Origin of the sequence: Streptomyces caniferus, assembly GCF_009811555.1 — a bacterium.
GTDB lineage: Bacteria > Actinomycetota > Actinomycetes > Streptomycetales > Streptomycetaceae > Streptomyces > Streptomyces caniferus.
Genome location: NZ_BLIN01000005.1, coordinates 4,784,594 through 4,810,405 on the forward strand (window position 1 = coordinate 4,784,594; position 25,812 = coordinate 4,810,405).

Sequence of the window (25,812 nt, forward strand, 5' to 3'; positions counted from 1 at the left end):
CTGGCCTTCCCGGAATCCCCGGCACTGCTCCTGGAACCCCTGCCGCACCGCTCCCGGAACCCCTGGGTGATCCCTTCGGAACTCGATGGCCACGTCCTCTGGCAGGAGCCCGGTCCGGAGGCGGGGCGCGGGTTCGGAGCGGGGGTCCGGAGTGGGTTCCGGAGTGGGTTCCGGAGTGGGTTCCGGAGTGGGTTCCGGATCTCGGGGGTCCGGTGTGGATTCCGGATCCAGAGCTGGGGGCCGGAGGGGTCCCGCGCCCTGCCCCGCAGCCCGAGACCACTCCATTCACGCAGCCCCACCGCACGGAATGGCCACCCCACCGGATCCCACGGAATGGCCACCCCACCGGGAACCTCGCCGAGTCCCACCGGGTCCCGCCAGGGGTCTGGCCCCGCCTCCGGTCGCCTCAGTCCCGTGCCGTCAGGGTCAGCAGCGTCGCCTCCGGGGGGCAGGCGAAGCGGACCGGGGTGTAGCGGTTGGTGCCGCAGCCGGCGGAGACGTGGAGGTAGGAGGTGTGGCCGGCGGCGGTGTGGGTGGAGAGGCCCTTCACGCGGTCGGTGTCGATGTCGCAGTTGGTGACCAGGGCGCCGTAGAAGGGGATGCAGAGCTGGCCGCCGTGGGTGTGGCCGGCCAGGATCAGCGGATAGCCGTCGGCGGTGAAGGCGTCCAGGGAGCGCAGGTAGGGGGCGTGGACGACGGCCAGCGAGAGGTCGGCGCCGGATTCCGGGCCGCCGGCGACCTCGGCGTAGCGGTCGCGCTTGATGTGCGGGTCGTCCAGGCCGGTCAGGGCGATCTCGATGCCCTCCAGCTTGAGGCGGCCGCGGGTATTGGACAGGCCGACCCAGCCCGCCGCGTCGAAGGCGTCGCGCAGCTCTTCCCACGGGTTGTGGACGACGCCCACGGCGGGTGCGTTGCCGTTGAGGCCGTGCCGGCCCTGGGCCCGTTCGATGAGGTAGCGGGCGGGATTGCGCAGCTTGGGGCCGTAGTAGTCGTTCGAGCCGAAGACGTAGGCGCCGGGGAACTCCATCAGCGGGCCGAGCGCGTCCAGTGCCTCGGGGACGCCCTCGGGGTCGGAGAGGTTGTCGCCCGTGTTGATGACGAAGTCGGGGCGCAGTCCGGCGAGCGACTGCAGCCAGCGCTGCTTCTTGCGCTGCCCGCTGACCATGTGGATGTCGGAGACCTGCAGGACGCGCAACGGCCGCATGCCGCGGGGCAGTACGGGCACGGTGACGCGTCGGAGTCGGAAGGAGCGGACTTCGAAGCCGGCGGCGTAGGCCAGGCCGGCCGCACCGACTGCGGTCAGGGTCAGGGGTACTCCGTATCGCGCGCGCATGCTCCCATCGTTGCAGAGTGCGGGGGGTGGATGCAGCGGGAGGGAGCCGCCCCACGGGGTGGTGGGGGTGCGGGACCGGGAGGAAAAGGCGCGGTGATTGTCGGTGGGTGAGGGCATACTCGACGGCATGACCACGCTCAAGTCCAAGCTGCAGGACGACCTCACCATCGCGATCAAGGCGCGCGACGAGCTGCGTTCCTCCACCCTCCGTCTCACGCTGACCGCGATCCAGAAGGAGGAGGTCGCGGGCACCGAGGCGCGCGAGCTGTCCGACGGCGAGGTCGAGAAGATCATCGCGCGGGAGGCGAAGAAGCGCCGGGAGGCCGCGGACGCCTTCGAGAAGGGCGGCCGGGGCGAGTCGGCGGAGCGGGAGCGCGCCGAGGGCGAGGTGCTCGCCGACTATCTGCCCAAGCAGCTGTCCGACGATGAGCTGGAGCAGCTCGTCGCGGCGGCCGTGGCGGAGGCCAAGGGTGCCGGCGCCGAGGGGCCGCGGGCGATGGGCGCCGTGATGAAGATCGTCAACCCGCAGGTGGCGGGCCGTGCCGAGGGCGGCCGGGTGGCCGCGGTGGTGAAGAAGCTGCTCGCCGGCTGAGCCGCCGGACGGAGTCCGTGCGAGAAGAAGGGTGAGGGGCGCCCCCTGGTGGGGGCGCCCCTCGTCTTTCGTCGGGTGATGCGGCTCGGCGTCCTTCGCCGTACGGCCCAAGCGGCCGGTCACCGGCGGCCGTTCACCAGCCGCCGTTGCCGCCGCCCAGAATGTCGGGGAAGCCGGGAATGCTCCAGCCGCCGCCCGGCTTGTTGCCGCCGCCGTGGCCCCGGCCGGGCTTGTGCTTGCCGCGGCCCTTGTCGCCCTCGTCGCCCTGGTTCTTGTCCTTGGCGGGATCGTCGATCGGGACGGTGGGCAGGGTGGGCGCGGGCCGGTCGGCCAGCGCGCCGGACATGGCGTCGCGCCAGATGGGACCGGGGGTGTCGGCGCCGTAGACCTTGTCGTGGGGCACGCCGCCGATGGTGATGTTGTACATCTTGCGCTTGTGCTGCGGGTCACCGACCCAGACCGCGCCGGCCGCGTTGGGCGTGTAGCCGACGAACCAGGCGGCGTAGCGGCTGTCGGTGGTACCGGTCTTGCCCGCGCTGTCGCGGCCCTTGAGCCCGGCCTCCTTGCCGGTGCCGTCCTCGACCACGCCCTTGAGCAGGGTGTTGATCGTGTCCGCGGTCTTCTTGGACATGGCGGTGCGGCAGCTGGTCTGCGGCACCTTCAGTGCCCGGCCGCGGGCGTCGGTGATCGACTCGATGGCCACCGGCGAGCAGTACCGGCCGCCGGCGGCGAAGGTGGCGTACCCGGCCGCCATCGTGAGAGGCGACATCTCCTGGGTGCCGAGCGTCATCGACGGGACCTGCTGCAGCGGCTTGCCGTCCGCCCGCTCGATGCCCATCTTCTGCGCCATGTCGACCACGGGGCAGACCCCGATGTCGCTGATCAGCTGCACGAAGTAGGTGTTGACCGATTTCGCGGTCGCCTCCTTCATGGAGTACGGGCCGACCTCTTCCTTGTTCTCGTTCTCGACGTTCTCGGAGCCGCTGCCCCGCCATTCGCCCTCGCAGGTCTGGACGGGGCTGGGGTACGGCATCCGGTACGGCGACGGGTACTCCTGCTCCGGGTTCGTGCCCTGCTCCAGCGCGGCGGCCGCGACCACCGGTTTGAAGGTCGAACCGGGCAGGTAGCCGGCGCCGCCGCCCTTGTCGTGGTTCACCGAGAGGTTGATCACGGTCTCGTTCTCACGGAAGCCGTACGGGCGCGACTGGCCCATGCCGAGGATCTTTCCGGTGCCCGGTTCGACGATGGTGGCCGCGGAGGCGACCGGGTCGTCGTCGTAGACATGGTCCTTGAGCGATGCCTGCACGGACTTCTGGGTCTGCGGATCGAGGGTGGTGCGGATGGTCATGCCGCCCTCGTCCCAGCGCTTCAGTCGGGCCTTCCGGTTCTTGCCGAACGACTTGTCGTGCAGGAAGACCGTGCGGATGTAGTCGCAGAAGAAGCCGGCGCCGTCGGTGGCGGTGATGCAGCCGTTCTTGGGGCGGCTGACCGCCAGCTTGATCGGCTTCTTGGCGGCCGCGTCGGCCTGCGCCTGGGTGACGTCCTTCATGTCGGCCATCCGCTGCAGCACGGTGTTGCGCCGCCGCGTGGCCTCCTGCGGGTCGTTGACCGGGTCGTACCGGCTGGGCGACTGGACGATGCCCGCCAGCAGCGCCGACTCCCCGAGGTTCAGGTCCTTGGCGTGCTTGCTGAAGTAGCGCTGGGCGGCCGCCTCGATGCCGTAGGCCTGCTGCCCGAAGAACGTGATGTTGAGGTAGTTCTGCAGGATCTTCCGCTTGCCGAGCTCTTTCTCGACCTGGATCGCGTACTTGAGCTCCTTGACCTTGCGGCCGAGGGTCTGCTGGGTGGCCTGCGCAACCTTGTCGGGGTTGTCGCCCGCCTCCTCGATGAAGACGTTCTTCACGTACTGCTGGGTCAGCGTCGAGGCGCCCTGGGAGACGGCGCCCGACTGGGCGTTCTTGTTGAGCGCCCGCAGGATCCCCTTCAGGTCGATGGCACCGTGCTGATAGAAGCGCGCGTCCTCGATCGCGACGATCGCCTTCTGGATGTACGGGGACATGTCCTTGAGGCCGACGACCGTGCGGTCACGGGAGTAGACCTTGGCGATCTCGCCGCCCTTGGCGTCCAGAATCCGGGTCCGCTGACTGAGCGGCGGTGTCTTGAGGTTCGCCGGGATGTCGTCGAAGCCCTCGACCGATCCCTTGGCGGTCAGGCCCAGCGCCCCGGCCGCCGGGAGCGCGAGGCCGGCGAGCACCGCTCCGGCCAGGACGCTGACACCGAGGAACTTGGCGGCCTGCTGAGTCTTGGACAGACCCCCGCCATCGCGCTTCTTAGGCATGAGGGCAGCCTACGTTCTCAATCGCCGGACAGGGGCGCACCTGTTCGTTTAGCCTGTTCTCAGCTACCACAGCTGAACGGTTACGCCTCGGTTCGTCAACCCCCTACTCCCGCGTGCCGCGCCCCCACGTGCCCGTGTGTGTCGAGAGAAACCCCGTGTCAGGGCGGTGAACTGTCCCGCCTTGTGTACAAAGTGACGTATGCCGTTCGGTCACTCCGTTGGGTGATCTGCCGCATACGCATAGTCCGTTCGGGCCATTCAAGATTGGGCCCGAAGGGGGTGTTGCGCCCTGCCCGCCTTCCGTAACGTCCTCAACTGGCAACGGTGAATATGCCGCTTGCCGCCGTGGGGGAGCCTCGATTCGGGAGAGGACGGCGCCAGCATGAGCTGGGTAACCGACTGGAGTGCACAGGCAGCCTGCCGCACTACCGATCCGGATGAACTGTTCGTACAAGGGGCGGCGCAGAACCGCGCCAAGGCGGTGTGCACCGGGTGTCCGGTACGCACGGAATGCCTGGCCGATGCCCTGGACAACCGGGTGGAGTTCGGCGTGTGGGGCGGGATGACGGAGCGCGAGCGGAGGGCGTTGCTGCGCCGCCGCCCGACGGTGACGTCATGGCGCCGGCTGTTGGAGACCGCGCGCACGGAATACGAGCGCAGCACGGGCATCCTGCCGCTGGACTGCGAGGACGAGATCTTCGACGAGTACGCAGCGGTCGGGTAGGCGGGGAGTTGCGGGCACCGGCCTGTGGTCCGCAGGCTCGGGCCGGATGATTTGGCCGAGAAGGTTCGGCCGGTGGCGCGTTCTGGTTGCGGGTGGTGACGTGCCACCGGTGTCCTTGGCGCATCCGTGAGTTGGGGCGCCGAGAGGGGACGTGGGCGTGCTGTTCGGCGTGTCACGTGCCCGTGTGTGACGGGCGTTCGTGACTGGTGCGGGCGCCTTGGTAGTGGGTGGCTGAGCCGGTCGTGCGTACGGCTCAGTCGTCGGAGCCCTTGGGGGTGCCGTAGCCCTCGGGGCCGTCGGAGTCCGTGGGGTTCAGCGCCAGGCGGTCGCCGATGGCACGCAGTCCCGCGAGGTCGTGGACATCGCCGGGCAGCGCGGCGACCTCTGTCACCGGAACCTCGGGATGCAGCGCGGTGAAGCGGTCCCGCGTACGACGTTCGCGTGCGAGGACCTGCATGCGTTCCGCGTGCAGCCGTAGCAGTCCGGCGGCCAGTTGTGCCGCTGAGGCTGACGTGGGTGTCACTTGCTCCGCCGCAGCGGCGGGGGAGAGGCCGCCGGCGGTACGTGGTCCAGCCTTCCCGCCGTCGAGATCCACAATGCCGGTTGTTTCAAGATTATTTTCTGCGCGGCCGGGGGCCCGGTCGGCCTCCTCGGCGGAGCCGGGGGCGGGGTCGTCCGCCGCGGCCGGGACGGCGCCGGTGTCCGTCGCGGTGTCCGCAGCCGTGTCCGCGCGGGTGTCCTCCGCCATGCGGTCGGTCAGGGCCTCGGCGGCGGCCAGGGCGCGCTCGGCGCTCAGTTGGGCGGCGCCGCTGCCGTGCACCCGGTTCAGCACGAGACCGGCGAGCGGCATCTGCTCGGCGGCCAGCCGCTCGACGAAGTAGGCCGCCTCGCGCAGCGCGTCCCGCTCCGGCGCGGCCACCACGAGGAACGCCGTGCCGGGCGCCTGCAGCAGGCGGTAGGTGGCGTCGGCGCGGGTGCGGAAGCCGCCGAACATGGTGTCCATCGCGGCCACGAAGGTCTGCACATCGCGCAGCAGTTGACCGCCCATGAGCTTGCTGAGGGTGCCGGTCATCATCGACATGCCGACATTGAGGAACTTCATGCCGGCCCGGCCGCCGACCTTCGCCGGCGCCATCAGCACCCGGATGAACTTGCCGTCCAGGAAGGAGCCGAGGCGCTTGGGCGCGTCCAGGAAGTCGAGCGCGGAGCGGCTCGGCGGGGTGTCGACGACGATCAGGTCCCACTCGTCGTTCGCGCGGAGCTGGCCGAGCTTCTCCATGGCCATGTACTCCTGTGTGCCCGCGAAACCGGCCGACAGGGACTGGTAGAAGGGGTTCTCCAGGATGGCGCGGGACCGGTCGGCGTCCGCATGGCCCTCGACGATCTCGTCGAAGGTGCGCTTCATGTCCAGCATCATCGCGTGCAGTTCGCCGCCCGCGGACTCGTCGACGTCCTTGACCTGGCGCGGGACGTTGTCGAGCTCGGAGATGCCCATGGACTGCGCCAGCCGCCGCGCGGGGTCGATGGTCAGCACGACGACCTTGCGGCCGCGCTCGGCGGCGCGTACGCCCAGGGCCGCGGCGGTCGTGGTCTTGCCGACGCCGCCGGAGCCGCAGCACACCACGATGCGGGTGTGCGGATCGTCGATCAGCGCATCGACCTCGAGCCGCGGGGCCGAGGCGTCCAGCGTCGTGTTGTCCGAGGTCATATGGGCCCCTGTTTCCGCAGGTCTCTCGCCAGGTGGTAGAGCCCGGCGAGGTCCACTCCCTCGGGGAGCAGCTCCAACTCGTAGGTGGGCAGGCCGATTGCGGAGAGTTCTGCGTACTCGGCGCGCTCCAGCTCGACCCGCTCGGCGTGTTCGCGCGCCTGCTCCAGCAGGGGGTCGATCAGCCGGTCCGCCAGGCCGCCGCGGCGGGCGCCGCCCAGACCGGCTTCGGAGAGCGCCTTGGCGACGCCCGTACGCGCCCCACGGGCGGCGATGTCGAGGTCGCCGTTGTCCAGCAGCGCCGGGCGGGTCATGTTGATCACGACGCCGCCCACGGGGATGCCGGCGGCGCGCAGCTCGGCGACGCCGTCCGCGGTCTCCTGGACCGGCATCTCCTCCAGGAGCGTCACGAGGTGCACCGCGGTCTCGGGAGACTTCAGGACCCGCATCACGGCCTGCGCCTGATTGTGGATCGGGCCGATCTTCGCGAGGCCGGCGACCTCGTCGTTGACGTTCAGGAAGCGGGTGATGCGGCCCGTCGGCGGGGCGTCCATCACGACCGCGTCGTAGACGAACTTCCCGCTCTTGTCCTTGCGGCGCACCGCTTCGCACGCCTTGCCGGTCAGCAGGACGTCCCGCAGGCCCGGCGCGATGGTCGTGGCGAAGTCGATCGCCCCGAGCTTCTTGAGCGCCCGGCCCGCGCTGCCGAGTTTGTAGAACATCTGGAGGTAGTCCAGAAGGGCGCGTTCGGCGTCGATGGCCAGGGCGTGGACCTCACCGCCCGCCCGTCTTCCGCCACCGCCCCGGGAGGGCTCGCCCGCGGCCTCCGTCCGGGGGGAGCCCCACGGCGACGCACCTTCCGACGCCGGACCCACCGCGATCTTGCGTTCCTCGTAGGGAAGCGCTTCCGTTTCGAACAATTGGGCAATGCCCTGCCGGCCCTCGACCTCGACCAGGAGGGTACGGCGCCCCTCGGTGGCCAGGGCCAGGGCGAGGGCGGCGGCGACCGTGGTCTTGCCGGTGCCGCCCTTGCCGCTGACGACATGGAGCCTGCTCACGCAAAGGAGCCTAACCAGTCCGCGTCCCGGCTACGCACGGGATACACCTGGGAGGTCCCGGAGAATCTGCCCGTGATCCCTCCGGGACGGGTCAGGGATGCTCCGTAGGGGTCCGGCGGCCGCGCTCCGGAACGCCGCGCAGCAGGGGTGCGGTCCGCCCGTGGCGGACGGCGTCCACCGCCGCCGTGGACAGGCATTACGCTCGGCCCATGACCAAGTGGGAATACGCGACCGTGCCGCTCCTCGTGCACGCGACGAAGCAGATTCTGGACACCTGGGGCGAGGACGGCTGGGAGCTCGTCCAGGTCGTGCCGGGCCCGAACAACCCCGAACAGTTGGTGGCCTACCTGAAGCGGGAGAAGGCGTGAGCGCGGCGGAGGACAAGATCGCGGCACTCGGCCTGAAGCTGCCGCAGGTCGTGCCGCCGCTGGCCACCTACCAGCCCGCGGTGCGCTCCGGCGCCTATGTGTACACCTCCGGCCAGCTGCCGATGGTGGACGGTGCGCTGCCGCTCACCGGCAAGGTCGGTGCCGAGGTCAGCGCGGAGCAGGCCAAGGAACTCGCCGCGACCTGTGCGCTCAACGCGCTGGCCGCCGTGCAGTCCGTCGTCGGCGACCTCGACAAGATCCAGCGGGTCGTGAAGGTCGTCGGTTTCGTGGCCTCCGCGCCCGACTTCACCGGCCAGCCGGGCGTCCTCAACGGCGCCAGCGAGCTGCTGGGCGAGATCCTCGGGGACAAGGGCGTGCACGCCCGGTCCGCCGTGGGCGTGGCGGTGCTGCCGCTGGACGCCCCGGTCGAGGTCGAGATCCAGGTGGAGATCGCCGAATAGCCGTCCCGTCCGGGCTCTGAGGCCCGAAGCAAGCGCCGTGCGCCGGAGGGCCCCTCGTCAGCAGGGGCCCTCCGGCGTGAAAGACGCCCTCGAACATCCGCGCGCGAGCGCATAACATCCGGCCATGTCGTCCACGACCAACGGCCAGTGGTACCCACCGGAGTGGCCGGACCGCATCCGGGCACTTGCGAACGGCGAGCTGACCCCTGCCGAGCCCCGGCGGGCCGCCACCGTCCTGCTGCTGCGGGACGCCGCCTCCGGCGGCCCCACCGTCCACATGCTGCGCAGACGTACCTCCATGGCCTTCGCCGGCGGCGCGTACGCCTATCCGGGCGGCTCCGTCGATCCCCGCGACGAGCGCCCGGTGGCCTGGGCCGGGCCGTCGCGCGCCCAGTGGGCCGTCCGTATGGGCGTCGATCCGGCCACCGCGCAGACCATCGTCTGCGCCGCCGTCCGCGAGACGTTCGAGGAGTCGGGCGTGCTGCTCGCGGGCCCCTCGGCCGAGACGGTCGTCACGGACACCACCGGCGAGGACTGGGAGGCCGACCGCGCGGCCCTCGTCGCCCACGAGCTCTCCTTCGCCGACTTCCTGGGCCGTCGTGGCCTGGTCCTGCGCTCCGACCTGCTCGGTGCCTGGGCCCGCTGGATCACCCCCGAGTTCGAGCCGCGGCGCTACGACACCTGGTTCTTCGTCGCGGCGCTCCCCGAGGGCCAGCGCACCCTCCCCCAAGGACCTGCGGCGAGCCCCGGTCCCGGGGGGACCCCCGGCGCCTCCACCGAGGCGGACCTCGCGGTGTGGATCCGGCCGGAGGAGGCCGCCGCCGGCTACGACCGCGGTGAGCTGCTGATGATGCCGCCGACCATCGCGACCCTGCGCTCGCTCCAGCCGTACGCCACCGCCGCGGACGCGCTGGGCGCGGCGGAGGCCCAGAATCTGACGCCCGTACTGGCGCAGGCCCGCCTCGTGGGCGGCGAGATCGAGCTGAGCTGGCCGGGGCACGACGAGTTCACCAAGCACATCGCGCAGGACGACGACGGTGCCCCCGGGGACGGCCACAGCCCCTCGGACAGCCCCAGCCCCTCGGGAGGGACCCCCGCATGACCGACGCATCCGCCCTCCCCGGTCAGCCCCGCGGCGGGGTGATCGCCGGACAGGCGACCGCGCGGGCCCGGTGCGTCCTGGCCCCGAACCCGTCGCCGATGACGCTGGACGGCACCAACACCTGGATCCTCGCCGAGCCGGACTCCGATCTCGCCGTCGTCATCGACCCCGGGCCGCTCGACGAGAGCCACCTGCGGGCCGTCATCGACACCGCCGAGCGGGCCGGCAAGCGCATCGCACTGACCTTGCTGACCCACGGTCACCCCGACCACTCCGACGGCGCCGCGCGCTTCGCCGAGCTGACCCGTTCGGCCGTACGGGCGCTGGACCCGGCGCTGCGCCTGGGCGGCGAGGGGCTCGAGGCGGGCGATGTCATCACCACCGGAGGCCTGGAGCTGCGCGTGGTGCCCACCCCGGGCCACACCGCGGACTCGCTCTCCTTCCACCTCCCGGCCGACCGCGCGGTGCTCACCGGCGACACGATCCTGGGGCGCGGCACCACGGTGGTCGCACACCCCGACGGGCGGCTGGGCGACTACCTGGACTCGCTGCGCCGGCTGCGCTCCCTGACGGTCGACGACGGGGTCTCGACGGTCCTCCCCGGCCATGGACCGGTGCTGAACGACGCCCAGGGGGCGGTGGAGTTCTATCTGGCGCACCGGGCGCACCGGCTCGCCCAGGTGGAGACGGCGGTCGAGGCCGGCCACCGTTCACCCGCCGAGGTCGTCGCGAACGTCTATGCCGATGTCGACCGCTCGCTGTGGCCGGCCGCCGAGCTGTCGGTGCGGGCGCAGCTGGACTACCTGGGCGAGCACGGGCTGATCGAGAGCTGACGGCGCGGACGGGCCGGGAGGCGGACGGCGGGGCCGTCGGCCGGGGCCGGGGCCGAGGACGGTCCCGGAGCGGCTGAGAGGCGCCGTCAGCCCGCCTGTGGCGGGGGCGCCTTCGCCCCGTGGACGGCCAGGTATTCGGCGGCCAGCCAGGGGGCGAGGCCGGTGAGCAGCTCGTCCAGCAGTTCCGGGTAGGCGGCGGGCGTCCGGGCGGCGCGTGCCGCGGCGCGCATCTGCTCGGCGTACGCCGGGTAGTAGCGGCCGAACACCTCGGCGGACTCGGTGAGATCGCTCGTCCAGCCGCCCCAGCGCGGCATGACCAGGGTGAACCCGGTGCGTACCAGGCGGCGCGCCACACCCCGGGTCAGCCGGGTGCGCTCGGCCTCCGTAGTGGCCGCCGCGGCCTGCTCGCGCAGCCGGGGCAGGCCGTGGGAGAGATCGCCGTTGGTCTCGCGGGCGAGGAGCGAGGTGGGGCGGTAGCGGGGCAGTTCGGCGGCGAGGTCCGGGCCGCTGAGCGGCGTGCACAGGCAGGCCACGAACCATGCGAGGTCGTACCGCTCCCGCTCGCTGCGCAGCCGGTCCACGCCGAACAGCAGGATGCCCACGCCGTCGATCTGCGGGAACGCGGCATCCAGGCCCTGCTCGACCGCGCGGACGGCAGCGCGGTCGGCATCGGTGGGCTCGTCCCGCAGCGCGATCAGCGCGTCGAGGTCGGAGACTCCGGGGACGGCGGTGCCGCGCGGGATGCTGCCGAAGAGATAGCTGCTGTGCAGGCGCCCGGGGCCGAAGCGCGCGCCGGTCCGGGCGACCAGCTCCGCCACGACGGGCGCGAACGGCGCGGAGACGTGGTCCAAGGACCCTTCCCGCAGGAAGCAGCCGTCCCGGTCCAGCCCCCTGCCGTGCGTCATGACGCCACTATGGCGAGGGTGCGGGTGGGGCGGCCACCTGATTACGCGCCGGGGGAACCGCGGGCGTCTGACGGAGGCCCCGGTGGCCCCGCGGCCCCATGACGAAGGGCCCCGCCGGAGCGGGGCCCTTCTCAGGCCGGGTACGAGCCGGATCAGCGCGAGCGCTTGGCCAGCCGCTCGACGTCCAGCAGGATCACGGCGCGCGCCTCCAGGCGCAGCCAGCCGCGGCCCGCGAAGTCCGCGAGCGCCTTGTTGACCGTCTCGCGGGAGGCGCCCACCAACTGCGCCAGCTCCTCCTGCGTCAGGTCGTGGACGACGTGGATGCCTTCCTCGGACTGCACGCCGAAGCGGCGCGACAGGTCGAGCAGGGCGCGGGCCACACGGCCCGGTACGTCCGAGAAGACCAGGTCGGACATCTGGTCGTTGGTCTTGCGGAGGCGGCGGGCGACCGCACGCAGCAGGGCCGTGGCCACCTCGGGGCGGGCGTTCAGCCAGGGCTGGAGGTCGCCGTGGCCCAGGCCGAGGAGCTTCACCTCGGTGAGGGCGGAGGCCGTGGCCGTACGGGGGCCCGGGTCGAAGAGCGAGAGCTCACCGATCAGCTCGCCGGGGCCGAGGACGGCGAGCATGTTCTCCCGGCCGTCCGGGGAAGTGCGGTGCAGCTTCACCTTGCCCTCGGTGACCACGTACAGGCGGTCGCCGGGGTCCCCTTCGTGGAACAGGGCGTCGCCGCGGGCGAGCGTGACCTCTCCCATTGAGGCGCGCAGCTCCGCCGCCTGCTCGTCATCGAGCGCCGCGAAGAGCGGTGCGCGCCGCAGAACGTCGTCCACGAGATCTCTCCTTGTCGACATGCTCCGGGGGACTGTGGTCCCCATCATGCCGGAATGCAAAACAGTGCGATCAATCACAAGTTTGCCGGACCGGTGCCCCGAGCCATAAGGCAGGGGGCCGATTGGGGTCAGGAATCACAGCGATCAAGCCGGATGTCAGTGGCTGGCCTTAGTCTGGCCGAGTGTCCAATACGCCGGTGAGAGCAGAGGACTGGGGGGCCGGAAGAGTGAGCGCAGGGCGTGATTCCGCTGTGGGCGAACAGCCGTCCGGCCGCGCATCGAATTCCGGCGAAAGTAACAAATCGCTCCCCGGGGTGACGTCCGGCCGGAAGCCGGTCGTCCGCAAACCCGGCGCGTCGCGACCGGCGGCGCAGGACACCGCGCAGACCTCCGTGAAGAAGACCTCGGTAGGCAGGACCTCGGCAGGGAAGAAGGCCGCCGTGAACGAAACTCCAGAGAAGCCGGCGGCGGCCACGAAGGCCGCGGCCCAGAAGTCCGTCACGAAGAAGGCGGTCACGAAGAAGGCCCCGGCGAAGAAGACGGCCACGGCCGCCGAAAAGGCCCCCGCGAAGAAGGCGGCCGCCGCCAAGAAGAAGACGACAGCCACGAAGGCGACGGCCACGAAGACGACGGCCAAGAAGGTCCCCGCCAAGAAGGCCACCGCGACAGCCACCGCCAAGAAAGCCCCCGCGCGCAAGCCCGAGTCGCGGGTCGCCATGGTGCGGCGGGCCCGCCGGATCAACCGCGAGCTGGCCGAGCTGTATCCGTACGCCCACCCCGAGCTGGACTTCACCAACCCCTTCGAGCTGCTGGTCGCCACGGTCCTGTCCGCGCAGACCACCGACCTGAGGGTCAACCAGACCACTCCGCGCCTGTTCGCGGTCTGCCCGACGCCCGAGGACATGGCCGCCATGGACCCGGAGCGGCTCGAGGAGCTGATCCGGCCGACCGGCTTCTTCCGGGCCAAGACGAAATCGCTGCTCGGTCTGTCGGCCGCGCTGCGCGACCGCTTCGACGGCGAGGTGCCGGGCCGCCTGGAAGACCTCGTCACCCTTCCCGGGGTCGGCCGCAAGACCGCCAATGTCGTGCTGGGCAACGCCTTCGGTGTCCCGGGCATCACCGTCGACACCCACTTCGGCCGCCTCGCCCGCCGTTTCGGGTGGACCACCGCCGAGGACGCCGAGAAGGTCGAGGCGGATGTCGCCGAGATCTTCCCCAAGAGCGAGTGGACGATGCTCTCGCACCGCGTGGTCTTCCACGGCCGCCGCGTCTGCCACTCCCGCAAGCCCGCCTGCGGCGCCTGCGCCATCGCTCCGCTGTGCCCCGCGTACGGCGAGGGCGAGACGGACCCGGAGAAGGCCAAGAAGCTGCTGAAGTACGAGCTGGGCGGCCAGCCCGGTCAGCGGTTGAAGCCGCCGGCCGACTATCCGGGGCAGCCCGCGCCCCCGATGGCGCCCCCGGCGGCCGCTTCATGACGACACCCGCTCGGAGGTGATGGACGATCGACGGCAGGCCTGAGGGGGCGCGAATGAGGAGTGCACGGGAGCAGCAGTACGGCGACGAGGCGGATGTGCGCGGCGCGACGCCCGGCCGGGACGCCACGGTCACGGCCGACGGCCTGCCCGAGTGGCTGGCCCCGGTGGCCCGCGCGGCCGCGACGATCGAGCCGCGCCAGCTCAGCCGCTTCCTGCCGCCGGAGAGCGGCGGCCGGCAGTCCGCGGTGCTGATCCTCTTCGGCCACGGCGCCCGCGGCCCCGAGCTGCTCCTGATGGAACGCGCCGGGACCCTGCGCTCGCATGCCGGCCAGCCCTCGTTCCCCGGCGGCGCCCTCGACCCGGAGGACGGCGATCCCGACGGACCCGGTCCGGTGCGGGCGGCGCTTCGCGAGGCCGAGGAGGAGACCGGCCTCGACCCGTCCGGTGTGCAGGTCTTCGGCGTGCTGCCGCGGCTCTACATCCCCGTCAGCGGCTTCGTGGTGACGCCCGTCCTGGGGTGGTGGCGCCGGCCGAGCCCGGTCGGTGCGGTCGACCAGGCGGAGACCGCCCGGGTCTTCACGGTTCCCGTGGCGGATCTCACGGATCCGGCCCATCGTGTGACAACGCGCCATCCCAGTGGCCACAGCGGACCCGCGTTCCTTGTCGAGAACGCCCTGGTCTGGGGCTTTACGGCCGGAGTCATCGACCGGATCCTGCACTACGCCGGCTGGGAGATTCCGTGGGACCGTGACAAGGCGGTCCCACTGGACTGGCGCTCGTGAGACGGTGTCCGGCGTGAACGTCCTGGACATCTTGCTGCTGGTCGCGGCCGTATGGTTCGCGATCATCGGCTATCGGCAAGGTTTTGTCGTCGGCATCCTGTCCGTGATCGGCTTCCTCGGAGGCGGTCTGATCGCGGTCTATCTGCTGCCCGTGATCTGGAACGAGATCACCGGAGATGCCACCCCCGGCACCTTCGCGGCCGTCGCCGCGGTCGCCATCGTGATCGTGTGTGCATCCGTGGGCCAGGCGCTCACCACCCATTGGGGCAACAAACTGCGCCGCCACATCACCTGGTCACCGGCGAGAGCGCTGGATGCGACCGGCGGCGCGCTGGTCAACGTCCTGGCGATGCTGCTGGTCGCCTGGCTGATCGGCTCGGCGCTGGCCGGTACGTCCCTGCCGACGCTCGGCAAGGAGGTCCGCAACTCCAAGGTGCTGCTCGGGGTGTCCCGGGTGATGCCCCAGCAGGCCAGCACCTGGTTCGCGGACTTCTCCTCGGTCCTCGCGCAGAACGGCTTCCCGCAGGTCTTCACGCCGTTCTCCAACGAGCCGATCAACAATGTGCCCGCGCCCGACCCCCGGCTGGCCACCAGCCCGGTGGCGGCGCAGGCCCGGCGCAGCATCGTCAAGGTCGTCGGCACGGCCCCCGGCTGCGGCAAGGTCCTCGAAGGCAGCGGCTTCGTCTTCGGCCGCCACCGCGTGATGACCAACGCCCATGTGGTCGGCGGCGTCCGCGAGCCGACCGTCCAGGTGGGCGGCGAGGGCCGCACGTACGACGCCAAGGTCGTGATCTACGACTGGCGGCGCGACATCGCGGTCCTGGAAGTGCCCTCGCTGGAGGCGCCGGCGCTGCAGTTCACCGACGGGGACGCGAGCAGCGGCAACAGCGCCATCGTCGCCGGCTTCCCGGAGAACGGCGGCTACGACGTCCGCTCCGCCCGTATCCGCGGCCGTATCCAGGCCAACGGCCCGGACATCTACCACCGCGGCACGGTCGGCCGCGACGTCTACTCCCTCTACGCCACGGTCCGGCAGGGCAACTCCGGCGGCCCGCTGCTCACCCCGCAGGGCAAGGTCTACGGCGTCGTCTTCGCGAAGTCGCTGGACGACTCGCACACCGGATACGCGCTGACCGCCGACGAGATCCGTGAGGACGTCCTCAAGGGTCGTACGGCCCGGCAGCAGGTCGACAGCCAGGGCTGCGCGATCTAGGGGGTGTCGTTCGGATCATGGCGGGCTCGCGGGGCCTGGCACGCACTCCCCCACGCCTGAATGGCGCGGGGGGACCCCCATCCGCGTTGTCGTCACTCTTCCCCAAGCTCTCGGCTTCGCTCGAGCAGGGGAGACCCCAACCGCTCCGCGTCGACTCCCTCCTCCGCCTTGCGATCGCACGCACCAGGCCCCGCTCCCTGATCCACCAGGATCCGAACGACACCCCCTAGGCCCGTTCCGCAAGGCCCCAGGGCGTACCCGGCGGTGACAGCCGGACAGGCGCCTTGGGGCGCGTCGGGCGCGGGGAGACGTGCTTCCCGCGCCCTGCCGGCGGCCGTGGGTCAGGTACGGAGGTCCGGGGATTCAGGTACGGGGATGGCGTAGCCGTGCGCTCATCCAGCGCGCTCTGCGGCGCAGGATGCGAGGGATGCCCATGGGGTGCGCCGGATCGGGGGAGGCGCCGGACCTGAGGTCCGGGGTTCCCCTGTCCTGAGTACCCACTACAGCGGCACTGCTGCGGCGGTTGCGTGCCACGTCACGGTAGTCGTGCGTCCAGCCCATACCTTCGACTCTGCCCGTGGCCCAAGGTCCGTAATCGCCTCGGGGACCGCCAATTGGCCTATGCGCCAGGCAAGTGGCTGTTCGTCAGACGTGAGTTCGAGCTTCGGGTGGATATGCCCGCTCGACGGTCCGGGCCGCGTGCTCGACGAGGCGCGGACGCACCAGGCGGCGGTGTGCAGGCCTTCCCTCAACGGTCGGGTCCGGGGCCCTCGTTGCCCCCGGACCGATCCTGTTGTGCGGCTGCTCAGCGATCCGGTTCCGGGTCCTTGAGCCAGTTGATCAGTTCCGTGGAGAACGCCACCGGGTCCTCCTCGTGCGGGAAGTGGCCCAGGCCGTCGAACAGCCGCCACCGGTAGGGCGCCTCGACGTACTCGCCGGAGCCGGCCGCGCTGCGGGTGCGCATCACCGGGTCGAGCGAGCCGTGCAGATGCAGCGTCGGGACCCGTACGGGCATCTTCATCCGGCGGTTGAACTGGATTCCGTCGGGGCGCGCGAGCGACCGCACCATCCAGCGGTACGGCTCGATCGAGCAGTGCGCCGTCGACGGGATGCTCATCGCCCGCTGGTAGACCGCGATCGCCTCGTCATCCGGCAGCCGAGGCCCGGACCAGTCGCGGATCATCCGGCCCACCAGCGCCGCGTCGTCCGCCGTCAGCCGGCGTTCGGGCAGCCAGGGCCGCTGGAAGTTCCAGATGTGCGAACTCCGGGCGCTCTGCCGGACGTCGGCGAGCATCGCCGAGCGCCAGCGCCGCGGGTGCGGCATCGAGGACACGGCCAGCCGGCGCACCAGCTTGGGCCGCATCACCGCCGCCGTCCAGGCGAGGTAGCCGCCCAGGTCGTGCCCGACGAGCGCGGCGTCCGGCTCGCCCAGGGACCGTATGACGCCGGTGACGTCCAGGGCGAGATTCGCCGGGTCGTAGCCGCGGGGGGTGCGGTCGCTGCCGCCGACGCCCCGCAGATCCATCGCCACCGCGCGGAAGCCCGCCTCGGCCAGGGCCGGGAGCTGCTGCCGCCAGGTCCACCAGAACTGCGGAAAGCCGTGCAGCAGCAGCACCAGCGGGCCCTCGCCCATCTCCGCGATGTGGAAGCGGGCGCCGTTGGCCGCGACGTCACGGTGCGAGACCGTGCCGCCGGGGATGCCGATCCGTACGACCGAGGCGGTGCTGTCAGGGGCTGTCATACCGATGAGCGTGTCACAGACTCCAGCGCCGGGTGTTCCACCGGGGCCAGGCGCGGGTGCGGCTTGGCCTTCTGGAGCACGGCCGCGGTCTCCTTGGCCGAGTTGATGGACTTCTCCGGCTTCTTGATCTTCTTCATCTTGGCCATCGCGATGAGGGCCAGCAGGCCGGCGAGGACCAGGAAGGCGCCGCCGACGATCAGGAAGGACCAGGCGAGCCCGAGGCCGAGGTTGTGGATGCCGTAGGCCGCGGCGAAGCTCAGGACCGGCAGCGCGAACAGCGCCAGCGCGCCCGCGACCATGAACGCGGCACTGCCGATGCCCGCCCGCTTGGCGTCCTGGCGGAACTCCGCCTTGGCCAGCGCGATCTCGTCGTGCACCAGCGCGGACATCTCGGCGGTGGCCGTGGCCACCAGCTGTCCGAGGCTGCGTTCCGTGCTGTGGTCGGCTGCGCTCATCGCCGTCTCCCTCTTTTCTTCACCCGGATGCAAAGCCTCTCAGATCATGCCGGACCATCGTCTCCGGCATGCCTGCTGGAGGCCACTTCGGCAAGCCGCCGGTGTTCCGCGGCCTTGGCTTCGTGGATCGCCGCCATCCGCAGGTGGTATTCGGGCTGGTCGAGTTCGTAGATGTCGGGGATGCCGTCCTGGTCCTCGTCCCGGTCTTCTTCCTCGCACAGCTTCTTGTACTCGGCATTGCGGAGTTTGAGGAGAATGCCGGCGAGGACGGCCGCCAGCAGCGAGCCGATCAGCACCGATGCCTTGATCTCGTCGGTCAGCACCAGGTTCTTGGCGAAGGCGAGTTCGCCGATGAGCAGCGAGACGGTGAAGCCGATGCCGGCCAGGGAGGCGAGGGCGAAGACATCCGGCCACTTGAGGTCGGGGTTGAGTTCGGCCCTGGTGAAGCGGGCGGCCAGCCAGGTGCCGCCGAAGATGCCGAGCGCCTTGCCCACCACCAGGCCGAGGACGACCCCCAGCGTCTCCGGCCGGGTGAAGACGTCATGGACCGCGCCGCCGGATATGGAGACGCCCGCGGAGAAGAGGGCGAACAGCGGCACGGCGAAGCCGGCCGAGAGCGGGCGGACCAGGTGCTCGATGCGCTCGCCCGGGGACTGCGTCTCGCCGTCGCGCCGGGTGCAGCGCAGCATCAGGCCCATGGCGACGCCGGCGATGGTGGCGTGCACCCCGCTGTTCTCCATCAGGGCCCAGATGGCCAGGGCGAGCGGGACGTAGACGTACCAGCCCCGGACGCCCTTGCGCAGCAGCAGATAGAAGATCACCAGGCCGACGACGGCCAGACCGAGCGCCAGGAAATTGAGCGTCGAGGTGAAGAAGATCGCGATGATCAGGATGGCGAAGAGGTCGTCGACGACGGCGAGCGTCAGCAGGAAGGCGCGCAGCGCGGCGGGCAGGGACGTGCCGATGACGGCGAGCACGGCGAGCGCGAAGGCGATGTCGGTGGCGGTGGGCACCGCCCAGCCCTGCAGCGAGCCGCCGCCGATGCTGTTGACGGCGAAGTAGACGACCGCCGGCATCGCCATCCCGCAGAGGGCGGCGATCACGGGCAGTGCGGCGGCCTTCGGATCGCGCAGCTCGCCGGCCACCAGTTCGCGCTTGAGCTCGATGCCGGCGACGAAGAAGAAGACCGCGAGCAGCCCGTTGGCGGCCCAGTGCTGGAGGGAGAGGTCCAGGCCCAGCGCGGCTGGTCCCAGGTGGAAGCCGCGGACCGCCTCATAGCTCCCGCCGAGGGTGTTTGCCCAGATCAGAGCGGCTACGGCGGCGGCGAGCAGCAGGACGCCACCGAGGGTTTCGGTGCGCAGTGCCTCCGCGATGAAGTTCCGCTCGGGCAACGGCATGCGTCCGAGGAAGGAGTGGCGACGGTTGGTGGGGGCGCTCACGCGGTGACCTCCGGGGCTCTCGGTAGCTGCGTACGGCTGTTGCAGTTGCCGACCAGACTTCCCGGCGCACCCTGAGTTTCTTGGCGTGTCATTGACGCAGTTCCCACTTTACCGGCCAGGGGCAAGCGGCTATCCGGTGGGCTCACTTTACGGGCAATTCGGGCGCCGGGCCGCTGGGCGGGGCGCCGGGGGACGGGGCGCTGAAGCCGGTACGGGCGCCGGAGGGCGGCAGGGTGGTGGGCTGCAGCGGATGGGGCGTTCTCCCCGTAGGGCCGGGTGGACCGGAGGGCGGGTACCGCCGGAGACGGGAGGGGCGGGTGCCCCCGGACACGACGGAGGGGCGCCCGGCCGCGTCGGCCGGGCGCCCCGTCTGTCATCCGTCCGGCTCAGTCCTCGGAGGCCGCGCTCGGCAGCTTCGCCTGGATCAGGTCCATGACCGAGGAATCCGTGAGCGTCGTGACATCACCGAGGTCGCGGTTCTCGGCGACATCGCGCAGCAGCCGCCGCATGATCTTGCCGGAGCGGGTCTTGGGCAGCTCCGCGACCGGCATGATCCGCTTGGGCTTGGCGATCGGGCCGAGCTGCTGGGCGACATGGGCGCGCAGCTCCTCGACCAGGCCCTCGTCCTCGGCCACACCGCCCCGCAGGATGACGAAGGCGCAGATGGCCTGGGTGGTCTGCGGGTCGGTGGCGCCGACGACCGCGGCCTCGGCCACCTTCGGGTGCGAGACCAGCGCCGACTCGACCTCGGTCGTGGAGATGTTGTGGCCCGACACCAGCATCACGTCGTCCACCCGGCCGAGCAGCCAGATGTCGCCGTCGTCGTCCCTCTTGGCGCCGTCGCCGGCGAAGTACTTGCCCTCGAAGCGCGACCAGTACGTGTCGAGATAGCGCTGGTCGTCGCCCCAGATCGTGCGGAGCATGGACGGCCAGGGCTCGGTCAGCACGAGGTAGCCGCCCGCGCCGTCGGGGACCTCGCGGGCCTCGTCGTCCACGACGGTCGCGGCGATACCGGGCAGCGGCACCTGGGCCGAGCCGGGCTTGGTGGCCGTGACGCCCGGCAGCGGGCTGAGCATCATGCCGCCGGTCTCGGTCTGCCACCAGGTGTCGACGATCGGCGTCGCGTCGGCTCCGATGTGCTTGCGGTACCACATCCAGGCCTCGGGGTTGATCGGCTCGCCCACCGATCCGAGGATGCGCAGCGACGACAGATCGAACTTCGCCGGGATGTCGTCGCCCCACTTCATGCAGGCGCGGATCGCGGTCGGCGCGGTGTAGAGGACCGTCACGCCGTACTTCTGCACGATCTCCCACCAGCGGCCCTGGTGCGGGCTGTCGGGCGTGCCCTCGTAGAGCACCTCGGTCGCGCCGTTGGAGAGCGGGCCGTAGGTGATGTACGAGTGGCCGGTCACCCAGCCGACATCGGCGGTGCACCAGAAGACGTCGGTCTCCGGCTTGAGGTCGAAGACCGCGTGGTGGGTGTACGAGACCTGGGTGAGGTAGCCGCCGGTGGTGTGCAGGATGCCCTTGGGCTTACCCGTCGTGCCGGAGGTGTACAGGATGAACAGCGGGTGCTCGGCGTCGAAGGCCTCGGGCGTGTGCTGCTCGCTCTGCCGCTCGACGATCTCGTGCCACCACATGTCCCGGCCCTCGTGCCAGGCGACGTCCTCCTGGCCGGTGCGGCGGACGACCAGGACGCTGCGGACGTTCTCCGTGCCGGGCTTGGACAGCGCTTCGTCCACGGCCGGCTTGAGAGCGGACGGCTTGCCGCGGCGGTAGCCGCCGTCGGCGGTGATCACTACGCGGGCGTCGGCGTCGTCGATGCGCTTGGCCAGCGCGTCCGCGGAGAAGCCGCCGAAGACGACGGAGTGCGGGGCGCCCAGGCGCGCGCAGGCCAGCATGGCGATGACCGCCTCAGGGATCATCGGCAGGTAGATGGCCACCCGGTCGCCGCTGCGCACGCCCAGCTCGATCAGCGCGTTGGCGGCCTTGGAGACCTCGCGCTGCAGCTCGGCGTACGTGATCGCGCGGGTGTCACCCGGCTCGCCCTCGAAGTGGATGGCGACCCGGTCGCCCAGGCCGTTCTCCACGTGCCGGTCCACGCAGTTGTAGGCGACGTTGAGCTTGCCGTCGGCGAACCACTTCGCGAAGGGCGGGTTGGACCAGTCGAGGGTCTGGGTGGGCGTGGTCTCCCATGACAGGCGTCGGGCCTGTTCGGCCCAGAAACCCAGCCGGTCTGCCGCGGCCTGCTCGTACGCGGCAGCCGTGACGTTGGCGTGCGCGGCCAGATCGGCGGGCGGCGCGAACCGCCGCTCCTCCTTGAGCAGGTTGGCCAGGCTTTCGTTGCTCACGACATCTCCCAATCCCAGGGCATCCGATGTGTCCCCAGGTCATAGCTCATCAGCCCACGCCCGGCCCTGACAAGGGCTGTGGAAAAATATTGGTGTAGACCTTTTGGCGGGGAGTCAGTTTCGGGGATGCCGAGGGGCCTCCGCGCAGGTCAGACCGTCACCGGCGCCGGTTCGCCGCGGACCGCGCAGAACCGCCCGGTGGCCTCGTCGAGCACGTACGCCTGGGCCTCGCCGACATGGAAATACATGCCGTGCAGCGTGAGCGCGCCCTCGGCCACCCGGCGCGCCACGCAGGGGTGTGCCCTGAGGTGGTCGAGCTGTTGCATGACGTTGACGAGCGCCAGCCGCTCCTGGTCGTCGTCCACCGGTCGCCCGCTCAGGGAGACTTCACCCCGCCCCAGCCGCCCGATGCGCTGCATACGGGCCAGGCTCGGCCGCCCGTGCCGCAGCCACCGGGAGAGCGGCGTCGGCTCGGCGTCCTCCGGAGCGGCGGCGCCCAGCAGCGCCCCCATGGCCCCGCACCCCGAATGGCCGCACACCGTGATCGAGCCGACCCGCAGCACCTCCACGGCGTACTCGATCGCCGCTCCCACGGAGTCGCAGGAGGCATCCGAGCCGGGCGGCGGCATCAGGTTGCCGACATTGCGGACGGTGAACAGATCACCCGGCCCACTCGACGTGATCATGCTCGTGACCAGCCGGGAGTCGGCGCAGGTCAGGAACAGCTGGCTGGGCCGCTGGCCCTCGCGCGCCAGCCGGGCCAGCTCCTCGCGCACGAGCGGTGCCGTATGGCGCTGGAACGCGCTGACCCCGCCCAGCAATTGGCTGCCGCTGCTCTCCGTCGCCACTGCCGGGTCCGGGGCGGGCCGGGTGCAGTGGTGGTTGCGCCACGGCGTCCACGGGCGGCAGGAGTGCGCCTTGGCCGGCTCGGCGATCGGCCGTCCCGGGCGGCCGCCGAGGTTCACCCAGCCGCCGTGCGCCCGATGGGCGGTGGACCAGGACTGCAGCGCCTCGTAGGCGGCATGATCCATGAACGAGCCGCACAGCTCGACGACGACATCGGTGTGCGCGGGCACCTGCCCCAGCGCCCGGGTCAGCCGCGGCACCGCCAGAAACGTCAACTGGCCGCTGACGCGTACCCGGTGGCCGTCGGCCTCCTCGGTCACCGTGATCCGGGTGTGCGTCAGCCGGCGCAGCGCCAGGAAGAGCGCGACGGCGATGCCCGTCAGTACGCCCTGGAGTACGCCGAAGAGCACGACGCCTCCCAAGGTGGCCGCGTACACCGGGAATTCGCGGTGCCGCTGGACGTGCCGGATATGCGCAAAGCTCACCATCCGTACGCCGACGACCATCACCAGCGCGGCGAGCGCGGCCAGCGGGATCAGCTCCAGTACGGCCGCCAGCAGGCCCGCGGTCAGCAGCACCCATACGCCGTGCAGCACGGTGGCGCGGCGGGTGGCCGCGCCCGCCCGCACATTGGCCGAGCCGCGCATCGCGCCTCCGGAGACCGGAAGACCGCCCAGCAGCCCGGAGACGGCATTGGCCACGCCCTGAGCGGCCAGTTCGCGGTTGAGCCGGGCCCGCCCCGTGGGAGCGCCCGGCCGCTCGGCCGCCAGCCGGTCCACGGCCACTGCCGACAGCAGCGACTCCATGCTGGCGACGAGGGTGACGGTCAACACCGCGGCGGCGAGCGCCGGAAGGGAGACGTCCGGCAGCGCGGGCGGCTCGGGCAGCCGCCAGGACGGCAGCTCCACGCGCGCCACCGCCGTCCCCGCGCTCACGGCCGTCGCGGCGAGCACGGCGGCCAGCGGGGCCGGCAGCACCCGCGCCCACCGCCCGGCGCGGCCCGGCAGCCGTCCCCAGCCGATGAGCACGGCGACGGTGACGGTGCCGATCAGCAGCGCGGCGAGGTGTGGATGCGCCAACTGGCCGGGCAGCGCGGCGGCGTTGTCGAGTGCCGAACTGTCGGGGCTGCCGCCGAGCACCACATGGAGCTGCCCGAGGGCGATGGTGGCCCCGATACCGGCCAGCATGCCGTGCACGATCGCCGGGCTGACGGCCAGCGTCGCACGGGCCACCCGTACGGCGCCCAGGACGATTTGGGCCAGACCGGCCAGGACCGTGATCGCGCAGGTGGCGCGCCAGCCGTAGCGCTGGACCAGGTCGGCGGTGACCACCAGGAGGCCGGTTGCGGCCCCGGTCACCTGGAGCGGGGCGCCGCCGAGCAGTCCGGCGACGATGCCGCCGACGACCGCGGCGACCAGGCCGGCCTGGAGCGGGGCGCCGGTGGCCAGGGCGATGCCCAGCGACAGCGGGACCGCGAGCAGGAAGACGACGACCGAAGCGGAGAGATCCCCTCGGAAAGCGGTCCGGCCGGCCTTCTTCGTGCGAGGGCCGGGCCCCGAGGGCGTACGGGGCCCGGGAGGGCTTTCGGTGTGGTGCGAGGTGCGCGGCGGCGACTTCTCGATCTGCGGCATTCCCGTCTCCTCCGGGGCGACGCGGTCGCGCGGGGGCGCGATCGTGGGGCGGCGGTGTACTGCGGCGGGACGTGAGCCGGCCGGCGGTTGTCGCCGTTGGGCGACGGTCCGGTGACTCTCAAGCATCGGTAAATGAACCGTAATGACAGGTAAAGGTCAGGAGAAGCTTTTACCGGCAAATGCCGTCATCCTTCCCCCTATGGGGTGAATGCTAAGACATCTGGCTTGCCGATTTCCTGCCTCTTTTTCCTGCTTCTTCTCGGCAGAAAGAAGCCGGTGCGCCGTGATTTCGATGCATCACTCGGCAGACGCGCACGGATAGCGGAAACGAGGTGGCTGATAGCGGCGGCGCCAAAGGCGATGCAGCCGAAGGCGGGGCAGGAAAGGCGATCGCATCCATAGCTGCAGCGATCGCGCTCCGGGGTGACGCTGCCGGTGCGGCGAACGCCGGAGGGGCGACGGGCCTGCCTTTTCAGCGCCCCTCCGGGCCCGTTCACCCCGGTGCCGTCCGCACCGGCGGGCACACCGGCCGCGCCCGCCGGCGCCGTCCGGCGGGTCAGGCGGGCTGTGGGGCAGCCGTTCCCTCGAAGAGCACGAAGGACGGGTCGACCTGGGCCGCCAGATCCACCCCGGTCTTCGCATTGCCCCAGCTCTCCGCGTTCTTCAAATGGAAATGGACCATCTGGCGCGTATAGCGCTCCCAGTCGCGGCGGCTGTAGGCGGCGTCGGCGGTGCGGTGCAGTGTTTCCAGGGCGTGGCGGTTGTCCTCCTCCAGGTAGACGAAGCGGGTCGGGCGGCCCTTCTCCATGGCGCGCACCCAGTCGGAGTGGCCGACGGCCACCAGGAGGTCCTCGCCGACCTCGTCGCGCAGGAACGCCAGGTCCTCGGGGCCCTGCACCTTGTTGCCCACGACCTTCAGGGGGACGCCGAAGTCCCGCGCGTACTCCTTGTACTGGCGGTAGACGGCGATGCCCTTACGGGTCGGCTCGGCCACCAGGAAGGTCATGTCGAAGCGGGTGAACATCCCGGACGCGAAGGAGTCGGAACCGGCCGTCATATCGACGACGACGTACTCCTCGCGGCCGTCCACGAGGTGGTTCAGGCACAGCTCCACCGCGCCGACCTTGGAGTGGTAGCAGGCCACACCCAGGTCGGACTCGGTGAACGGCCCGGTCGCCATCAGTCGTACGGCGGAGTCGTCGAGCGCCACCGTCCTGGCGCAGGCGTCGTAGACGGGGTTGTCCTCGCAGACCCGCAGCAGCCGGGAGCCCTCGCCGGGCGGGGTGGTCTTGATCATTGATTCGGAGGACGGGATCCGCGGATTGCTGCCGCGCAAGTAGTCCTTGATCAGCGGGAGATGGGCGCCCATCGCGGGAAGCGTGGCGGCTTCCGTCTCGTCGAGGCCGAGGGCGGCGCCCAAATGCTGGTTGATGTCGGCATCCACGGCGATCACGGGGAGCCCGGTCGTGGCGAGATGGCGGATGAACAGGGAGGACAGGGTGGTTTTGCCGCTGCCGCCCTTGCCTACGAAAGCGATCTTCATGTTCACCAAGGGTAAGCGTGACATTGCTCAGAGTGAGAGGGTCGCGTGAGGAAGACCACTCCTTCGAGGGGTAGGGCCCGGTGGTGCGTA

22 protein-coding genes are annotated in these 25,812 nt (G+C 71.1%); 9 read left to right on the forward strand and 13 right to left on the reverse strand.

Annotation, left to right across the window (positions count from 1 at the left end):
• Positions 1-406: 406 nt before the first annotated feature.
• A complete protein-coding gene (locus Scani_RS37490) occupies positions 407-1,333 on the reverse strand; it encodes a metallophosphoesterase (RefSeq protein WP_159482095.1) in 927 nt (308 codons plus the stop codon).
• Between the two features lie 127 nt (positions 1,334-1,460).
• Between Scani_RS37490 and Scani_RS37495 the strand changes: the two genes are divergently transcribed.
• Positions 1,461-1,925, forward strand: a complete 465-nt coding sequence (locus Scani_RS37495; RefSeq protein WP_159482096.1) for a GatB/YqeY domain-containing protein — start codon at positions 1,461-1,463, stop codon at positions 1,923-1,925.
• A 133-nt stretch (positions 1,926-2,058) separates the two neighbouring features.
• Here the strand turns inward: Scani_RS37495 and Scani_RS37500 are convergent, their stop codons facing one another.
• Positions 2,059-4,263: a transglycosylase domain-containing protein gene (locus tag Scani_RS37500; protein WP_159482097.1), complete on the reverse strand. Its 2,205-nt coding sequence runs from the start codon at positions 4,261-4,263 to the stop codon at positions 2,059-2,061.
• A gap of 382 nt (positions 4,264-4,645) precedes the next feature.
• On the opposite strand from Scani_RS37500, the gene Scani_RS37510 reads away from it, so the two are divergent.
• Entirely contained in the window at positions 4,646-4,987 is a 342-nt protein-coding gene (locus tag Scani_RS37510; protein WP_159482098.1) for a WhiB family transcriptional regulator, read from the forward strand.
• 253 nt (positions 4,988-5,240) lie between these two features.
• Here the strand turns inward: Scani_RS37510 and bagB are convergent, their stop codons facing one another.
• On the reverse strand, positions 5,241-6,695 hold the full coding sequence (gene bagB / locus Scani_RS37515) for an ATPase BagB (RefSeq protein ID WP_159482099.1): 1,455 nt from the start codon (positions 6,693-6,695) through the stop codon (positions 5,241-5,243).
• Positions 6,692-7,750 (reverse strand): ATPase BagA, encoded by a 1,059-nt coding sequence (gene bagA, locus Scani_RS37520; RefSeq protein ID WP_159482100.1) that lies wholly within the window; start codon positions 7,748-7,750, stop codon positions 6,692-6,694. The genes bagB and bagA overlap by 4 nt, the downstream gene beginning before the upstream one ends.
• 209 nt (positions 7,751-7,959) lie before the next feature.
• Here bagA and sp36 point away from each other — a divergent pair, with 209 nt between their 5' ends.
• The 4 genes from sp36 to Scani_RS37540 all read left to right on the forward strand — a co-directional run bounded on the left by sp36 (position 7,960) and on the right by Scani_RS37540 (position 10,514).
• Complete coding sequence (gene sp36, locus Scani_RS37525; RefSeq protein ID WP_003967454.1) at positions 7,960-8,118, forward strand: Sp36 family protein; 159 nt, start codon at positions 7,960-7,962, stop codon at positions 8,116-8,118.
• Positions 8,115-8,579, forward strand: coding sequence for a RidA family protein (locus Scani_RS37530; protein ID WP_159482101.1), 465 nt, complete (start codon positions 8,115-8,117; stop codon positions 8,577-8,579). The genes sp36 and Scani_RS37530 overlap by 4 nt, the downstream gene beginning before the upstream one ends.
• A 124-nt stretch (positions 8,580-8,703) precedes the next feature.
• On the forward strand, positions 8,704-9,681 hold the full coding sequence (locus tag Scani_RS37535) for an NUDIX hydrolase (RefSeq protein ID WP_159482102.1): 978 nt from the start codon (positions 8,704-8,706) through the stop codon (positions 9,679-9,681).
• Positions 9,678-10,514, forward strand: a complete 837-nt coding sequence (locus Scani_RS37540; RefSeq protein WP_159482103.1) for an MBL fold metallo-hydrolase — start codon at positions 9,678-9,680, stop codon at positions 10,512-10,514. The genes Scani_RS37535 and Scani_RS37540 overlap by 4 nt, the downstream gene beginning before the upstream one ends.
• Before the next feature lie 86 nt (positions 10,515-10,600).
• Here Scani_RS37540 and Scani_RS37545 read toward each other — a convergent pair whose 3' ends face one another.
• Positions 10,601-11,419, reverse strand: coding sequence for a nucleotidyltransferase domain-containing protein (locus Scani_RS37545; protein ID WP_159482104.1), 819 nt, complete (start codon positions 11,417-11,419; stop codon positions 10,601-10,603).
• A gap of 152 nt (positions 11,420-11,571) precedes the next feature.
• Positions 11,572-12,246, reverse strand: coding sequence for a Crp/Fnr family transcriptional regulator (locus Scani_RS37550; RefSeq protein WP_006604164.1), 675 nt, complete (start codon positions 12,244-12,246; stop codon positions 11,572-11,574).
• A gap of 440 nt (positions 12,247-12,686) precedes the next feature.
• On the opposite strand from Scani_RS37550, the gene nth reads away from it, so the two are divergent.
• From nth to Scani_RS37565, 3 genes are read left to right on the forward strand one after another with little or no spacing between them, the layout of a single operon-like run.
• Positions 12,687-13,721: an endonuclease III gene (gene nth / locus Scani_RS37555; protein WP_159482105.1), complete on the forward strand. Its 1,035-nt coding sequence runs from the start codon at positions 12,687-12,689 to the stop codon at positions 13,719-13,721.
• Positions 13,722-13,774: 53 nt separating this feature from the next.
• Positions 13,775-14,503 (forward strand): NUDIX hydrolase, encoded by a 729-nt coding sequence (locus Scani_RS37560; protein ID WP_159482106.1) that lies wholly within the window; start codon positions 13,775-13,777, stop codon positions 14,501-14,503.
• Positions 14,504-14,516: 13 nt separating this feature from the next.
• Positions 14,517-15,716, forward strand: a complete 1,200-nt coding sequence (locus Scani_RS37565; RefSeq protein WP_159482107.1) for a MarP family serine protease — start codon at positions 14,517-14,519, stop codon at positions 15,714-15,716.
• A gap of 363 nt (positions 15,717-16,079) precedes the next feature.
• On the opposite strand, the gene Scani_RS41465 is transcribed toward Scani_RS37565, so the two are convergent.
• From Scani_RS41465 to Scani_RS37595, 7 genes are all read right to left on the reverse strand, one after another.
• Positions 16,080-16,277, reverse strand: coding sequence for a hypothetical protein (locus Scani_RS41465; RefSeq protein ID WP_167538181.1), 198 nt, complete (start codon positions 16,275-16,277; stop codon positions 16,080-16,082).
• A gap of 244 nt (positions 16,278-16,521) precedes the next feature.
• Positions 16,522-17,457 (reverse strand): alpha/beta fold hydrolase, encoded by a 936-nt coding sequence (locus Scani_RS37570; protein WP_159482108.1) that lies wholly within the window; start codon positions 17,455-17,457, stop codon positions 16,522-16,524.
• Complete coding sequence (locus Scani_RS37575) at positions 17,454-17,912, reverse strand: phage holin family protein (RefSeq protein ID WP_159482109.1); 459 nt, start codon at positions 17,910-17,912, stop codon at positions 17,454-17,456. Before Scani_RS37575 ends, Scani_RS37570 begins: the two co-directional genes overlap by 4 nt.
• 44 nt (positions 17,913-17,956) lie before the next feature.
• Positions 17,957-19,351 (reverse strand): Na+/H+ antiporter NhaA, encoded by a 1,395-nt coding sequence (nhaA, locus tag Scani_RS37580; protein WP_159482110.1) that lies wholly within the window; start codon positions 19,349-19,351, stop codon positions 17,957-17,959.
• Positions 19,352-19,737: 386 nt separating this feature from the next.
• Positions 19,738-21,702 (reverse strand): acetate--CoA ligase, encoded by a 1,965-nt coding sequence (gene acs, locus Scani_RS37585; protein WP_159482111.1) that lies wholly within the window; start codon positions 21,700-21,702, stop codon positions 19,738-19,740.
• Between the two features lie 149 nt (positions 21,703-21,851).
• A complete protein-coding gene (locus Scani_RS37590; RefSeq protein WP_159482112.1) occupies positions 21,852-24,179 on the reverse strand; it encodes a SulP family inorganic anion transporter in 2,328 nt (775 codons plus the stop codon).
• A gap of 556 nt (positions 24,180-24,735) precedes the next feature.
• A complete protein-coding gene (locus Scani_RS37595) occupies positions 24,736-25,722 on the reverse strand; it encodes an ATP-binding protein (RefSeq protein ID WP_159482113.1) in 987 nt (328 codons plus the stop codon).
• Positions 25,723-25,812 lie beyond the last annotated feature (90 nt).

Bases quoted from the DNA above. Each gene is read 5' to 3' on its own strand.
- Scani_RS37490 (WP_159482095.1), bottom strand. From the start codon at position 1,333: ATGCGCGCGCGATACGGAGTACCCCTGACCCTGACCGCAGTCGGTGCG.
- Scani_RS37495 (WP_159482096.1), top strand. From the start codon at position 1,461: ATGACCACGCTCAAGTCCAAGCTGCAGGACGACCTCACCATCGCGATC.
- Scani_RS37500 (WP_159482097.1), bottom strand. From the start codon at position 4,263: ATGCCTAAGAAGCGCGATGGCGGGGGTCTGTCCAAGACTCAGCAGGCC.
- Scani_RS37510 (WP_159482098.1), top strand. From the start codon at position 4,646: ATGAGCTGGGTAACCGACTGGAGTGCACAGGCAGCCTGCCGCACTACC.
- bagB (WP_159482099.1), bottom strand. From the start codon at position 6,695: ATGACCTCGGACAACACGACGCTGGACGCCTCGGCCCCGCGGCTCGAG.
- sp36 (WP_003967454.1), top strand. From the start codon at position 7,960: ATGACCAAGTGGGAATACGCGACCGTGCCGCTCCTCGTGCACGCGACG.
- Scani_RS37535 (WP_159482102.1), top strand. From the start codon at position 8,704: ATGTCGTCCACGACCAACGGCCAGTGGTACCCACCGGAGTGGCCGGAC.
- Scani_RS37540 (WP_159482103.1), top strand. From the start codon at position 9,678: ATGACCGACGCATCCGCCCTCCCCGGTCAGCCCCGCGGCGGGGTGATC.
- Scani_RS37545 (WP_159482104.1), bottom strand. From the start codon at position 11,419: ATGACGCACGGCAGGGGGCTGGACCGGGACGGCTGCTTCCTGCGGGAA.
- Scani_RS37560 (WP_159482106.1), top strand. From the start codon at position 13,775: ATGAGGAGTGCACGGGAGCAGCAGTACGGCGACGAGGCGGATGTGCGC.
- Scani_RS41465 (WP_167538181.1), bottom strand. From the start codon at position 16,277: ATGGGCTGGACGCACGACTACCGTGACGTGGCACGCAACCGCCGCAGC.
- Scani_RS37570 (WP_159482108.1), bottom strand. From the start codon at position 17,457: ATGACAGCCCCTGACAGCACCGCCTCGGTCGTACGGATCGGCATCCCC.
- Scani_RS37575 (WP_159482109.1), bottom strand. From the start codon at position 17,912: ATGAGCGCAGCCGACCACAGCACGGAACGCAGCCTCGGACAGCTGGTG.
- Scani_RS37590 (WP_159482112.1), bottom strand. From the start codon at position 24,179: ATGCCGCAGATCGAGAAGTCGCCGCCGCGCACCTCGCACCACACCGAA.
- Scani_RS37595 (WP_159482113.1), bottom strand. From the start codon at position 25,722: ATGAAGATCGCTTTCGTAGGCAAGGGCGGCAGCGGCAAAACCACCCTG.